This window comes from Micromonospora chalcea (genome assembly GCF_028768405.1).
Classification (GTDB): domain Bacteria; phylum Actinomycetota; class Actinomycetes; order Mycobacteriales; family Micromonosporaceae; genus Micromonospora; species Micromonospora chalcea.
Genome location: NZ_CP118233.1, coordinates 6,330,048 through 6,343,741, shown reverse-complemented (window position 1 = coordinate 6,343,741; position 13,694 = coordinate 6,330,048). Strand labels below are relative to the sequence as shown.

The window sequence follows — 13,694 nt, the reverse complement described above, 5'->3', positions numbered from 1 at the left end:
CGAAACGCCAAAGATCGCCGAGATAGGGACGATTGGGTACTTCCGTCCCACCCCCGTGGCGTCGCATGCTGCGATTGACCGCTCACCGATCGTCAGCAGCGCGTACGCCCGCCACGCCGGGGTGTCGGCCGGCGCGCCCCGACCCCGGGGAGAGCCATGGTGCTGTTCCGCAGACTCCGGCCGGGACGGCCGGACCGGGCCGGAGTCGCCGAAGAAACCGCGTTCGCCGGTTCCGCGGCGCGGGGCGTTCCCGCCGCGCGCGCCGGCGACGAGGAGCCGGGGACCACCCCGGCGAGCCTGGACCCGGCAGCCGTCCCGCGCCTGTTCGGCCCGGTGCCGAACACCGCCGCCAGCCCGCTGCCCACGCTCGACGCCGACGGCCGCCCGGCGCCCGGCACCGGCATCCGCAAGTTCGTCGACCCGCTGCCGCTACCAGGGCAGCCCGCCACCGACGGGCTCGGCGCCCGCCTGCCCGTCGCCGTCCCGGACACCATCACCTGGCCAGGCTGCGACTACTACGAGATCGGCCTCCAGGAGTACGCGCAGCGCCTGCACCGCGACCTGCCGGCCACCCGGCTGCGCGGCTACCGGCAGCTCAACCTGGGCACCGACGCCGCCGGCCACAACACGGTCAGCCCACCGGACCGCCCCTGGCACCTCGGCCCGATGATCGTGGCGCGGCGGGGCCGCCCGGTCCGGATCAAGTTCATCAACCAGCTCCCCACCGGACGGGCGGGCGAGCTGTTCCTGCCGGTGGACGAGACCGTCGACGGGGCCGGCGCCGGCCCGCTGGACGGTCCCGCGCCGTACCCGCAGAACCGGGCCGTGCCGCACCTGTCCGGCGCGCAGACCGGGTGGATCAGCGCCGGCAACCCGTGGCAGTGGGTGACCCCGGCCGGCGAGATCACCCCGTACCCGGCCGGGGTGGGTGTCACCCCGGTGCCGGACATGCCGCCGCCCGGCGCGGGCGCCACCACGCTGTACTTCCCGAACGAGCAGAGCGGCCGGCTGATGTGGCTGCACGACAACACGCTCGGCCTGTCCCGGCTCACCGTCTACTCCGGGCAGATCGCGCTGTACCTGCTCACCGACCCCGCCGAGGACCGCCTCGTGGACGACGGCGTGCTGCCCGCGGAACAGTTCCCGCTGGTGATCGAGGACAAGACGTTCGTACCCGACGACGCGCAACTCGCCGCCCAGGACCCGACCTGGGACCGGGACCGCTGGGGCGCCAAGGGCAGCCTCTGGCACCCGCACGTCTACCAGCCCCGGCAGAACCCGTACCGGCTCACCGGCGGCAACCCCACCGGCCGCTGGGACTACGGCCCGTGGACCCACGACCCGGACGGCGGCGCCAGCCCGTGGGTCGCCCCGGTGCCGAACCCGCACCACGACCCCGACGCCGACCCGGACGAGCCGCCGCTGGCGCCCGCCGTGCCGCACCCGTCGGCGGTGCCCGAGGCGTACGGGGACACCCCGCTCGTCAACGGCGTGGTCTACCCGTACCTGGAGGTCGCCCCGCGCGCGTACCGGTTCCGGATCCTCAACGCCTGCGCGGACCGGGCGCTGAACCTGCAGCTCTACCGGGCCGCCTCGGACGGCCCGATGTGGGCCGACGACGGCAGCCCGGCCGACCCGGACGCCGGCGAGGTGCCGATGGTCGAGGCGGTACGCGCGCCCGGGCGGCCCGCGTACTGGCCGGTGGACGGGCGCGACGGCGGCGTGCCCGACCCGGCCGCCGCCGGACCCGACCTGATCCAGATAGGCAACGAGAGCGGCCTGCTCCCCGCCCCGGTGGTGCTCGCCAACCGGCCGGTGGACTACCGCTACGACAGGCAGGACCCGACGGTGCTCAACGTGGACGGCCACGCGCTGCTGCTGGCCCCCGGCGAGCGGGCCGACGTGATCGTGGACTTCGCCACCGTGCCGCCGGGCAGCACGCTGATCCTCTACAACGACTGCCCCGCGCCGCTGCCCCGGTTCGACACGCGCTACGACCACCACACCGGCGCGCCCGACCGGACCGGCTCGGGCGGGCTGCCGCCGACCCGGCCCGGCTACGGCCCGAACACCCGCACGCTGCTCCAGATCCGGGTCACCGGCACACCGGCCGAGCCGTACGACACGCGCCGGCTCGCCGACCGGCTGCCAGGGGCGTACGCGCACAGCCAGCCGCCGCCGATCGTGCCGCAACCGGCGTACGACGCCGCGTTCGGCGCCCACACCCCGCGTCCGACGCTCGTCGGCGCGCGGGACGGCTCGGTCACGTTCACCCCGCCCGGCGCGGCGGCCCCGGTCACGCTGCCGCTGGCGGTGAAGTCGGTCGGGCAGGTGTTCGAGCCCCGGCACGGCCGCGCGGTGGGCCGGCTCGGAGTCGGCCACCCGGTCAGCGGGCCGCTGCTGCCGGCCACGCTGCCGCTGGGCCCGGTGGAACCCGCCACCGAGGTGCTGCACGCCACCGACCCGGCCGTGCCGGTCGGCGCGCCGGGCGACGGCACGCAACTGTGGCGGATCGTCGGCGACGCGCCGCGCACCCATCCGGTGCACATCGAAGGCTGCGACGTGCAACTGGTCAACCGGGTCGGCTGGGACGGCACGCTGCGCCCGCCCGAGCCGGGCGAGCTGGGCTGGAAGGACACCGTCCGGGTCAACCCCCGGGAGGACGTCGTGGTGGCGCTGCGTCCCGTACCGCCGCCCCTGCCGTTCAAGATCAGCGACAGCGTACGGCTGCTCGACCCGTCCCGGCCCGCCGGCGCGCGGCTGGACGCGAGCCCGGTCAGTCCGGCCGACGGCCGCCCCGCCACGGTGGTCAACCAACTCGTCAACCTGGGCTGGGAGTACCGCTGGCAGACCCGCTCGGCGGGACTGCGCGACCAGGGCATGAGCCGTCCGCTGGTGCTGCGGGTGGCACCCAAGGCGCCCACCGGGCTGACCGCCACCCCGGCGCCCGGCAGCGCCACCGCGCTGCCCGCCATCGCGCTGACCTGGACCGGCAACGGCAGCCGCCCGGTGCCCACCAGCCACCTGCTGCAACGCGCCACCGACAGCGCCTTCACCGCCGGGCTGACCGAGATCACCGTGGCCGCCACCGCGACCCGCTACACCGACGCGACAGTCACCCCCGGCGTCACCTACCACTACCGGATCCGCGCCGAGAACGCGGTGAGCTGCTCGTCCTGGTCGAATGCCGTACCGGCGGCGGTGCGTCTGGCCGCGCCGGCCCGGCTCACCGCGGCGGTGCCGCCGACCGCGCCGCTGCGGGTGGCGCTGCGCTGGGCGAACCACTCCTTCGCCACCGGTGTGGACGTGCAGCGCGCCACCAACCCGACGTTCAGCAGCGGCCCGGGGACCACCGCCATCGCCGTGGGCGAGAACCACGTGGACCCGGCCGTCGCGCCGGACACCACGTACTACTACCGGGTACGCACGACGTACCTCGGCGCGGCGTCCCCCTGGTCGACAGTGGCCCGGGTGACCACCCCGGCCCGGCCGACGACGCCCACGGCGGTGAGCGTCATCGCGAGCGCGCCGGGACCGGACACCGCCACCGTGACGCTGAGCTGGTCGGCCGAGACGCCGGCCGGACCGGGCGCCGGCTTCATCGTGCAGCGCGCCACCGACGCCGCGTTCACCAGGGAGCCGGCCACGTTCCGCGTCACCGGCCGCGGCTTCACCAACACCGGCCTGGCGCGCTCCACCACCTACTACTACCGAGTACGCACGACGAACGTGGTTGGCACGTCCCCCTGGACTCCACCAACCCCCATAACCACCCCCACCTAGCCCTCCCTCTCAGGGTCGATCATGAAGTTGACGGCAGTTTCCGAGATCAACAACACCGCCAACCTCATGATCACCGGCGCTGGCGGGGCGATGGGCGGGTGTGGGGGTGCCTGACCGCGAGTTGCCCGCCCGGGCGGCCCGACGCCCTCCGCCCGCCCCCTGTCCGCGCCGGTGATCAAGGAGTTGGTGTACGGATTCGGCCCGCCTCAGGACACAAACTCCTTGATCAACGCGGGGGACGACCAGCGCGCGGGACGATCAGCGCGCGGGACGATCAGCGCGCGGGACGATCAGCGCGCGGACGATCGGCGTGCGGCGGGGGCGGTCAGCGTCCGGGCTGGGGGGCTCGGAGGGGGGTGCGGAGTTCGGCCAGGGCGGAGGCCACCCCGTGCAGCAGGTCGGTGGCCTCGGTCAGCCGCGCGGCGGCCGGGTGCGCGGTGTTGGGGCGGGCGTCCTCGGCTACGTAGCCGGCGGCGGCCACCACCAGCCGCTCGTACGCGGCCACCCCGTCCTCCAACTGGGCCACCAGCGTGGCGTGCACCTCGTCCAGCGTGCTCTGCGGGGTCAGCTTCGCCGCGCGTTCCACGCCCGCCACCCGGTTCGCCAGCTCACGCAGGGAACGATCGGCCTCGGCCGCCTCCCGGACCGCCGGCTCGGCCAGACCCGTCAGCCGTCCGGCGAGCCCGGCCAGGGTGAGCGCGGCCCGGTCCAGCCGTGCCCACGGCTCGGCCGCGGCGGTGCCGCGCAGCGCCATGCGGGAGCGGACCCGGCGTACCTCGGCCAGGACACCCGGCCCGACGGGCAGCCGCTCGACGGCGGCGACCAGCCGGGCGCGGGAGCGGGCGGCGGCCTCCGCCGGGTCGAGCGCGGGCGGCGCCGGCACTGCTGCGAGCGCCCGGTGGTCGGCCCAGCGCCAGGCGGCGATCGCGATGGCGCTGCCCGCGGCGCCGGCCCAGGCCGCGTCCGGCAGGCCCAGTCCGGCGTACGGGGTGAGCACCGCCGCGGCGCCGCCGAGCCCGCCGGCCAGCACGCTCCACCGTCGCGCCGAGTTGCGCAGCCTGCGCAACCTGCGGAAATATCGGGCCCGCTCGTCGGCCATGGTGTTCGCCCCTCCGTCAGCCGGTCGTGCTCTCCCCGGTGCCGCGTTCCCGGCTCATGCTGGCCCGGATCTCGTCGAGCCGGGCGGCGGCGGCCGGGTCGGCCGGCTGCCCGACGGCGGGGGTCTCCTGCCGGCCACCGAGCTGCTCGCCGGCCATGCTCGACCGGATCTGTTCCAGTCTCGCCGATCCGGCCGAGTCGAGCGTGGCCTTCTGGATCTCCAGCATCCGGCCCTCGACCGAGTTGCCGGCCAGCTCGGCGCGGCCCATGGCGGTGGCGTAGCGGCGTTCGATCCGGTCGCGGACCTCGTCGAGCGACGGGGTGTTGGCGGGTGCGGTGAGCGACGACATCGACTCCAGCGAGCGGGCCACGCTCTCCTGCATCTTGGCCTGCTCCAGCTGGCTGAGCAGCTTGGTGCGCTCGGCCAGCTTCTGCTGGAGGATCATTGAGTTGTTCTCGACCGCCCTGCGGGCCTGGGCGGCCGCGCCGAGCGCCTGGTCGTGCAGCGTCTTGAGGTCCTCCAGGGCCTGCTCGGCGGAGACCAGCTGGGTGGCCAGCATCTGGGCGGTCTGCTCGTAGCGCCCGGCCTCGGCCTCGTCGCCCCGGCCCCGGGCCTGGTCGGCCACTGCGAGCGCCTGCCGCGCGTTGCCCTGGAGCTGTTCCACCTCGGTCATCTGCCGGGACAGCTTCATCTCCAGCTGGCGCTGGTTGCCGATCACCGCGGCCGCCTGCTGCACCAGCGCCTGGTGCTGGCGCTGCGCCTCCTCGACGGCCTGCTGGATCTGCACCTTCGGATCGGCGTGCTCGTCGATCTTCGCGCCGAAGAGCGCCATCAGGTATTTCCAACCCTTGACGAACGGGTTAGCCATCTCCGCCTCGTCCCCTCAGTAGCGTCGCGCCTACATCGTTCCAGCCGGACGCCACTCCGGCACCCGTACGCTCCTGATCAACAGTACGACGCGGACGCCAGCACCGCCCACGACGCGACAGCCGGGGTCAGGCGGCGCAGACCACGTCCCGCTCCGCGGGGCGTACCCGGGTGCTGCGCAGCGTGGCCTTGAGCGGCGAGTCCTGCCGGACCTGGACGGCGACCGCGCCGTCGGTGGTGACCTGCCGGACACCGCGGTTGGTCGCCTTACGCACGGCGGCCGTGGCCACCGGGGCCGGCTCGTCGGCCACCGGGACCAGCACGCCGGGCATCTGCTCGGCGAGGGCGACGGTGTCGCTCACCTCGCGCAGCAGTTCCGACAGGCGGGCGCCGAGCGCGTCGCAGATGGCGGCCAGCAGCTCGCTCGACGGTTCCTTCTGGCCGCGTTCGATCTCGGAGAGGTAGCCCAGGCTGACGTTGGCGGCGGACGACACCTCGCGGAGGGTGCGGTGCTGCCCCTGCCTGCGTGTCCGCAGCGCGTCACCGATCACCCGGCGTAGCAGGACCATCGCACCTCCCCCTGGACGGGACCACCATGCCCGGCCGAGCCGCGCCGGGCGCCGGACGCGGAAACCGCTCCGGCGCCGACGGCGACCGTCGGAGCCTTCCCGCAACCGTACCCGTTGGTTGCCACGACGACATCCCACCCCGCCTCTGAAAATCCGTGCGGATCGGCCGGCCGGCGGGCGGGCCCGCGGCCGGGCGTGTCGGCGCCGGGCCGGCTCATCGGGGGCCGACCCCCGCCGCCTCGGTGGCGTCGGCGTCCTCGGGGAGCTGGATGCGGTCGGCGAGCAGCCGCAGCGCCTCGATCACCACGGCCGAGCGGATGTGGTCGCGGCCGCCGTCGAGGTCGAGCCGGCGCACCTGCGTGCCGTCCGGCCCGGCGACCGCCACGTAGACCAGGCCGACCGGCTTGCCGTCCTGCGGCTCCGGCCCGGCGACGCCGGTGGTGGCCAGGCCCCAGTCCGCGCCGCACCGCTGCCGTCCGCCCTCGGCCAGGGCGGCGGCCACGTCGGGATCGACCGGGCCGCGCTCGGCCAGCAGGTCCTCCGGTACGCCGGCGAGCGTCGCCTTGAGTTCGGTGGCGTAGACCACCATGCCGCCCCGGTAGATCGAGCTGACCCCGGCGATCTCCACGACCGCCGCGGCGAGCAGCCCGCCGGTCAGCGACTCGACGGTGGCCAGCGTCTGGCCGCACTCGTGCAGGCGGTGCACGACGGAGGCCGCCGGGTTGCCGGCGGGCCGCTGGTGTCTCTCGTCGGTGTCCATGCCCGCCCTCTCTTCCCGCGCCAGGGCGGCTTACTCTTCGGCCGCCCGGAGCGACGAGCCGGCTGCCCGGGTCAACGGGCCGGACGCCGCAGCCGCAACGCCTGGGCGATGTAGTCGAACCCGGTGACCACGGTGACCACCACCGCCGCGCCCATGATCCACGGGCCGATCGCGGCGAGCGCCTCCGGCATCGGCCAGAGGTACCAGGTGATCGCCAGGATCTGCAGCGCCGTCTTGACCTTGCCGCCCCGGCTGGCCGCGATCACGCCGTGCCGGATCACCCAGAAGCGCAGCGCGGTGATGCCCAGCTCACGGGCGAGGATCACCACAGTCACCCACCAGGGCAGCCGGTCGTAGACGGAGAGCAGCACCAGCGCGGCGCCGGTGAGCGCCTTGTCGGCGATCGGGTCGGCGACCTTGCCCAGCGAGGTGACCAGCTCGAACCGGCGGGCGATCCAGCCGTCGACCAGGTCGGTCGCCGACGCCACCACGAAGATCAGGCAGGCGGCCATCCGCCAGCCCGCGTGGGTCATCGCGGACGCGACCACGGTGGCCGCGAAGACGGGCACCAGCACCAGGCGCGCGCCGGTCAGCACATTCGCCGCGTTGAGCAGCGGTACGGGGGCGGCCGCCGTCGACTCCGCGCCCGTCATGTCCCGCATCGCCCCACGTGGCTTCCCCGCTTCGTCCGGGCCCGCCGTCACCGTACCGCGCCGGGCGCCGCCGAGATCATCTCATCCGGTACGGCGACCAGGTCCACGCCCTCGGTGGCGGTGACGGTGGCCCGGACCAGGTCACCGGGGCGCAACGCGGCCAGGTCGACGCCGCCGCCGACCGGCGCGACGAGCGTGGTCGAGCCGTCGACCTCGGGCGCCTGGTGGGCGGCCCGCCCCTCCACCACGCCGTCCGCGACCGAGTCCACAAGCACCTCCACCGTCGCGCCGAGGCGCTCCTCGGCGCGCTGCGAGCAGAGTTCGTCGGCCAGCGCGCTGAGCTTGTCGTACCGCCGCTTGATCGTGGCGGCGGAGACCTTGCCGGCCAGGCCGGCGGCCTCGGTGCCATCCTCGTCGCTGTAGTCGAACATGCCGATCGCGTCCAGCCGCGCCTCGGTCAGGAACCGGACCAGCTCGGCCACGTCCTGCTTCGTCTCGCCGGGGAAGCCGACGATGAAGTTGCTGCGCGCGCCCGCGTCCGGCGCCAGCGCGCGGGCGGAGGCGAGCAGCTCCAGGAACCGGTCGGTGGAGCCGAAGCGCCGCATCCGGCGCAGCACCGGCTCGCTGGAGTGCTGGAACGACAGGTCGAAGTACGCGGCCACGCCGGGCGTGGTGGCGATCACCTCGACCAGGCCGGGCCGGGTCTCGGCGGGCTGGAGGTAGCTGGCGCGGACCCGCACGATGCCGTCGATCGCGGCGAGTTGCGGCAGCAGCTTCTCCAGCGCGCGCGGGTCGCCCAGGTCCTTGCCGTACGAGGTGGAGTTCTCGCTGACCAGCACCAGCTCGCGGACGCCGGTCTTGGCCAGCCACTCGGCCTCGGCGAGCAGCTCGTCCGGGGTACGCGAGACGAACGCCCCGCGGAACGCCGGGATGGCGCAGAACGCGCAGCGCCGGTCGCAGCCGCTGGCGAGCTTCAGCGAGGCCACCGGGCCGGTGTCGAGCCGGTGCCGCAACACCTGCCGCAGGTGGGCCGGGGTGTGCGCGTCGGTCTCCGGCGCGACCCGGGCCGGGGTGCCGTGCCCGGGCAGCGACACCGCCGCGTCGCGGCGCTTCACCGGGGTCAGCGGCAGCAGCTCCCGCCGGTCGCGGGGAGTGTGCGCGCCGATCGCCTCACCGGCGAGCACCGAGTCGAGCCGGGCGGCGATGTCCGGGTAGTCGTCGAAGCTGAGCACCGCCTGCGCCTCGGGGAGGCTGTCGGCCAGCTCACGGCCGTACCGCTCGGCCATGCACCCGGCGGCGACGACCTTCGCGCCGGTGTCGGCGGCGGCCAGCAGCGTCTGGATCGAGTCCTGCTTGGCCTTCTCGACGAAGCCGCAGGTGTTCACCACCACCACGTCGGCACCCTCGCCGTCGGTGGTGACCTGCCATCCGTCGGCGTGCAGCCGGGCGGCCAGCTCCTCCGAGTCGACCTCGTTGCGGGCGCAGCCGAGGGTCAGCAGGGCGACCCGGCGCCCGTCGGATTGCGGGGTGGAGGAGGTGGCAGACACCATCCGAGGGTACCGGGCCGGTTCCGTACCGCCACGCCGCCCGTCCGGCACGCTCAGCGGGCGGGAGCGGCCACGCGGGCCAGCCGGTCGAGCAGGAACACCTCGGTGCCGGCCAGGCCGGTGGAGCAGAAGACCGAGATCTGGTCCGCGCCGGTCCGGCCGGGGACCGCCCCGGCCAGCACCGCGCCCAGGTCGCGCAACCGACCGGCGTACGGCTCGACGGCGGCGAGCATCGGCGGCACGTACGCGGCGGCCTGCCCGGGTGAGTCGGTGACCAGCAGGTCGGCGGCGTCGAGCAGGTCGGGGCCGAACTCGTGCCGGTCGGTCTGCTTGAAGCCGACGGTGTTGACGTGCGTGCCGGGGGCCAGGTCGGCGGCGTCGATCACCGGGACGGTGCTGGTGGTGGCGAGCACCACCACGTCGCGGTCGCGCACCGCGGCGGCGGCCGAGCCGACGGCGCGGGCCGGCAGGCCCAGCTCGGCGCGGACCCGGGCGGCGAACGCCTCCCGCCGGGCCGCCGAGCGGCTGTACACGGTCACCTCGCGCAGCGGCCGGACCGCCGCGGCGGCCCAGACCTGGGTCCACGCCTGCCGGCCGGAGCCCACCACGCCGAGCGTGGCGGCGTCCGCGCGGGCCAGGGCGTCCACCGCCACGCCACCGAGTCCTCCGGTACGCCGGGAGCCGAGTTCCTCGCCGACGGCGATGGCGCGTACCGCGCCGGTGGTCGCGTCGTGCAGCACGACCAGTTGACCGCTCTCCGGGTGGCCGAACGTGTCGTAGGAGCGGAAGCCGTACCACTGCCCGGTGAGGTGACCGGCGGTGAGCACCATCCGGCCCCCGCCCAGCGGCGCGGACGCCCGGGGCGGGGCGATGAGCCGCCCGGCGTATGCGGCCAGCAGCGCGTCCCGCATGGCCGCGACGGTGAGCGGGGCGTCCACGGCGGCCGCGACGTCGTCGTCGGAGAAGAGCACGGTCATGCCTTCCATCGTGCAACCTGAAGTTGACGTCAACTCCACCCATGGTGGGCTTTCTCACCCCGCCGCCCGTTCCGCCCGGCCGGTGCTACCGTCGGCCACGACGGCCCGCGGGCCGTCCCGGACGAGTGGTGGGCGTACCCGGTCAGGCCAAGACGCCCCGCGTGACCCGACCGTCGCCCGGCCCGCTCCGCGCCGGGCCCGCCCGTCAGAGGTGATCTCATGGCCTGGCTCGTACTGGTGCTCTCCGGACTCCTGGAGACCGCGTGGGCGATCGCGCTCGATCGCAGCGCCGGCTTCACCCGTCCCCTCCCCTCCGCCGTCTTCGGCGTCACGCTCGTCGGCAGCATGGCCGGCCTGGCGTACGCGCTGCGCGACATCCCGGTCGGCACCGGCTACGCGGTGTGGGTCGGCATCGGCGCGGTGGGCACCGCGCTGGTGGGCATGCTCGCGCTCGGCGAGCCGGTCAACCTGCCGCGCGTGGCCTGCCTGCTGCTGGTGGTCGCCGGCGTGATCGGATTGAAGTTGTTCGCCTGATCGATGCCGCATCCGGTTTGGACGACGCGGCGGCCGGGGTACCGGATCTTTCGTTGACCGGTAGCGAGATCACTCACGGAGGAACCCCATGGCCGACATCCACGCCAGCGCCCGTCCGCGTACCAACGCCGCCCGGATCTGCACGATCATCGCGTTCGTCTTCGCGGCTCTCGCGATCTTCCTGTCCCCGCTGATCTTCGGCGTCCTCGGCCTGATCCTCGGCATCGTCGGCGCCGTCCTCGGCGACAAGCCGCTGGGCTGGTACGCCGCCGCCGCGAGCGTGGTCGGCGCGATCATCGGCGCCGTGCTCGTCGCCGCGCTGCTCAACTGAGCCGGAAACCGCCGACGGCGGCTCCCACCTGACGGTGGGGGCCGCCGTCGTCCGTCGTGGGTCGTCAGTCCTCGCCGCCGCGCAGGCCGGCCAGGACCTCCTCCAGCTCGTCCGGCTTGACCAGCACGTCGCGGGCCTTGGAGCCCTCGGACGGCCCGACCACGCCGCGGGTCTCCATCAGGTCCATCAACCGGCCCGCCTTGGCGAAACCGACACGCAGCTTGCGCTGGAGCATCGAGGTCGACCCGAACTGCGAGGTGACCACCAGCTCGACCGCCTGCACGAGCAGGTCCAGGTCGTCGCCGATGTCCTCGTCGATCTTCTTCTTGCTGTCCTGCGCCGGGGCGAGCACGTCCGGGCGGAACTCCGGCTCCCGCTGGTCCTTGCAGAACTTGACCACGTCGGCGATCTCGCGCTCGGTGACCCAGGCGCCCTGGATGCGCTGCGGCTTCGACGCGCCCATCGGCAGGAACAGGCCGTCGCCGCGGCCCAGCAGCTTCTCCGCGCCGGGCTGGTCCAGGATGACCCGCGAGTCGGCGAGCGAGGAGGTGGCGAACGCGAGCCGGGACGGCACGTTCGCCTTGATCAGGCCGGTGACCACGTCCACCGAGGGCCGCTGGGTGGCCAGCACCAGGTGGATGCCGGCGGCGCGGGCGAGCTGGGTGATCCGGACGATGGAGTCCTCCACGTCGCGCGGCGCGACCATCATCAGGTCGGCCAGCTCGTCCACGATCACCAGCAGGTACGGGTACGGCCGCATCTCCCGCTCGCTGCCCGGCGGCGCCTTGATCTCGCCGTTGCGCACCTTGCGGTTGAAGTCGTCGATGTGCCGGACCCCGTTGGCGGCGAGGTCGTCGTAACGCATGTCCATCTCGCGGACGACCCACTCCAGCGAGTCGGCCGCCTTCTTCGGGTTGGTCACGATCGGCGTGACCAGGTGCGGGATGCCCTCGTAGCCGGTCATCTCGACCCGCTTCGGGTCGATCAGCAGCAGCCGCACCTCGTCCGGCGTGGCCCGGGTCAAAATGGACACAAGCAGACTGTTGAGGCAACTCGACTTGCCCGCGCCGGTGGCGCCCGCGATCAGGATGTGCGGCATCTTCGCGAGGTTGGCCACCACGTAGCCGCCCTCGATGTCCTTGCCGAGCGCCACCACCATCGGGTGGTGGTCGCTGGTCGCCTCGCGGGAGCGCAACACGTCGCCGAGCGACACGTTCTCCGGGTCGGTGTTCGGGATCTCCACGCCGACCGCGCTCTTGCCCGGGATCGGGCTGAGGATGCGCACGTCCGGCGACTTCACCGCGTACGCGATGTTGCGGGACAGCTGGGTGATCCGCTCGACCTTGACGCCCGGGCCCAGCTCCACCTCGTACCGGGTGACCGTCGGGCCGCGGGTGAACCCGGTGACCGCGGCGTCCACGTCGAACTGCTCGAAGACGCCGGTCAGCGCGGCGATCACCTCGTCGTTGGCCTTGCTCCGGCTCTTCGGCTTGGCGCCGCTGCCGAGCAGGTTCGCCGGCGGCAGCGTGTAGTCGCCGGCCAGCCCGGTGAGCGCGAGCTGCTCGGCGCGGGTGGGCAGCGGCGAGTGCTCCGGCGGCTCGACCGGCTTGCGGTTCGCCGGCACCCGCGGCGGCTTGCGCGGCAGCACGAGCGTCTCCTGGAGGTCGACGCCGGCCAGTTCGTCGTCCGGGTCCAGCGGCTCCAGCGGCGACGGCATCCGCTTCGCCGGCCGCTTACGGGCCGGCTTCGCCGCCGCCTCGGCCTCGGCTTCCTCCTCATCGTCCTCGGGCGCGGCCGGGTCGGCGCGCAGGCCGAGCCGCTCCGGGATCTTGTTGATCGGGGTCGCGGTGACCACGAGCAGGCCGAACACCAGCAGCAGAAGCAGCAGCGGCATCGCCACCCACGCGGTCACCGCCGACTTCAGCACGTCGCCCACGCCCGCGCCGATCAGGCCGCCGGCGTAGTCGCGCTGGACCTCGTCGACCGGGTTCTGCCCGATGTGCAGCATCGAGGCGGTCGCCAGCATCATCGAGCCCCAGCCGACCAGGCCGCGACCGCGGTGCTCGGGGTCGGCCGGGCTCCGCATCAGCCGCCACGCGCCGACCATGAACAGCACCGGAAGGATTATCGAGATGGCGCCGATGAACAGCCGTACGGTGTCGGCCAGGTGCCGGCCCACGGGCCCGGCGCCGCCGCCCCAGATGCCCACCGCGCTGAGGATGGCCAGGCCGAACAGCAGCAGCCCGGCGCCGTCGCGGCGGTGCTCCGGATCCAGCTCCCGGGTGGACGCGGCCTGCCGGCCGGCGGCCCGGAACGCCCAGCCCACCGTGTGGGCCAGTCCCATCCAGACGGCGCCCGCGGCGCGGCCGACGAACGCGGCCGGGGCCGGCCCGCGGCGCGCCGGCCGCCGCGCCGGTTTCCGCGCCGCCGCCTTCTTCGCCGGTTGCCGGGCGCGGTTGTTCGTGGTGCCACGCGGCGACGCGCCGCGCCGCCGGCTCGCCTGAGAGGTACGGCCCGCCATAGAGTCACGGTAACGGCGGCACCCGGTGGAACGCCGCTTTTCCGGGTCGTGTC

General features: G+C 74.4%; 11 protein-coding genes and 1 riboswitch. Of the genes, 3 read left to right on the top strand and 8 right to left on the bottom strand.

The features are described from left to right. The first annotated feature begins 156 nt into the window (after positions 1-156). Entirely contained in the window at positions 157-3,783 is a 3,627-nt protein-coding gene (locus tag PVK74_RS28765; RefSeq protein ID WP_274477635.1) for a multicopper oxidase domain-containing protein, read from the top strand. A 325-nt stretch (positions 3,784-4,108) separates the two neighbouring features. On the opposite strand, the gene pspM is transcribed toward PVK74_RS28765, so the two are convergent. The 7 genes from pspM to PVK74_RS28730 all read right to left on the bottom strand — a co-directional run bounded on the left by pspM (position 4,109) and on the right by PVK74_RS28730 (position 10,255). Beyond that, positions 4,109-4,882: a phage shock envelope stress response protein PspM gene (gene pspM / locus PVK74_RS28760; RefSeq protein WP_274477634.1), complete on the bottom strand. Its 774-nt coding sequence runs from the start codon at positions 4,880-4,882 to the stop codon at positions 4,109-4,111. 16 nt (positions 4,883-4,898) lie between these two features. Then, positions 4,899-5,750, bottom strand: coding sequence for a PspA/IM30 family protein (locus tag PVK74_RS28755; RefSeq protein WP_030503385.1), 852 nt, complete (start codon positions 5,748-5,750; stop codon positions 4,899-4,901). A gap of 127 nt (positions 5,751-5,877) precedes the next feature. Next, positions 5,878-6,318 carry a helix-turn-helix domain-containing protein gene (locus PVK74_RS28750; protein WP_043325770.1) on the bottom strand — a complete coding sequence of 147 codons (441 nt, stop codon included), beginning with the start codon at positions 6,316-6,318 and terminating at the stop codon, positions 5,878-5,880. A 214-nt stretch (positions 6,319-6,532) separates the two neighbouring features. Continuing rightward, positions 6,533-7,078 (bottom strand): CinA family protein, encoded by a 546-nt coding sequence (locus PVK74_RS28745; RefSeq protein WP_166455493.1) that lies wholly within the window; start codon positions 7,076-7,078, stop codon positions 6,533-6,535. Between the two features lie 71 nt (positions 7,079-7,149). Beyond that, positions 7,150-7,731 (bottom strand): CDP-diacylglycerol--glycerol-3-phosphate 3-phosphatidyltransferase, encoded by a 582-nt coding sequence (gene pgsA / locus PVK74_RS28740; RefSeq protein WP_030503388.1) that lies wholly within the window; start codon positions 7,729-7,731, stop codon positions 7,150-7,152. Between the two features lie 47 nt (positions 7,732-7,778). Beyond that, complete coding sequence (rimO, locus tag PVK74_RS28735) at positions 7,779-9,281, bottom strand: 30S ribosomal protein S12 methylthiotransferase RimO (RefSeq protein ID WP_043325775.1); 1,503 nt, start codon at positions 9,279-9,281, stop codon at positions 7,779-7,781. Positions 9,282-9,331: 50 nt separating this feature from the next. Then, positions 9,332-10,255 (bottom strand): ornithine cyclodeaminase family protein, encoded by a 924-nt coding sequence (locus PVK74_RS28730; RefSeq protein WP_274477633.1) that lies wholly within the window; start codon positions 10,253-10,255, stop codon positions 9,332-9,334. Positions 10,256-10,351: 96 nt separating this feature from the next. Continuing rightward, a riboswitch (guanidine-III (ykkC-III) riboswitch) is annotated at positions 10,352-10,417 on the top strand. 57 nt (positions 10,418-10,474) lie between these two features. On the opposite strand from PVK74_RS28730, the gene PVK74_RS28725 reads away from it, so the two are divergent. Together PVK74_RS28725 and PVK74_RS28720 are read left to right on the top strand one after the other, a co-directional pair. Then, positions 10,475-10,789, top strand: a complete 315-nt coding sequence (locus PVK74_RS28725) for a DMT family transporter (RefSeq protein ID WP_043325778.1) — start codon at positions 10,475-10,477, stop codon at positions 10,787-10,789. 88 nt (positions 10,790-10,877) lie between these two features. Continuing rightward, complete coding sequence (locus tag PVK74_RS28720; RefSeq protein ID WP_043325780.1) at positions 10,878-11,120, top strand: hypothetical protein; 243 nt, start codon at positions 10,878-10,880, stop codon at positions 11,118-11,120. Positions 11,121-11,184: 64 nt separating this feature from the next. Here PVK74_RS28720 and PVK74_RS28715 read toward each other — a convergent pair whose 3' ends face one another. After that, complete coding sequence (locus tag PVK74_RS28715; RefSeq protein WP_043325782.1) at positions 11,185-13,641, bottom strand: FtsK/SpoIIIE family DNA translocase; 2,457 nt, start codon at positions 13,639-13,641, stop codon at positions 11,185-11,187. Positions 13,642-13,694 lie beyond the last annotated feature (53 nt).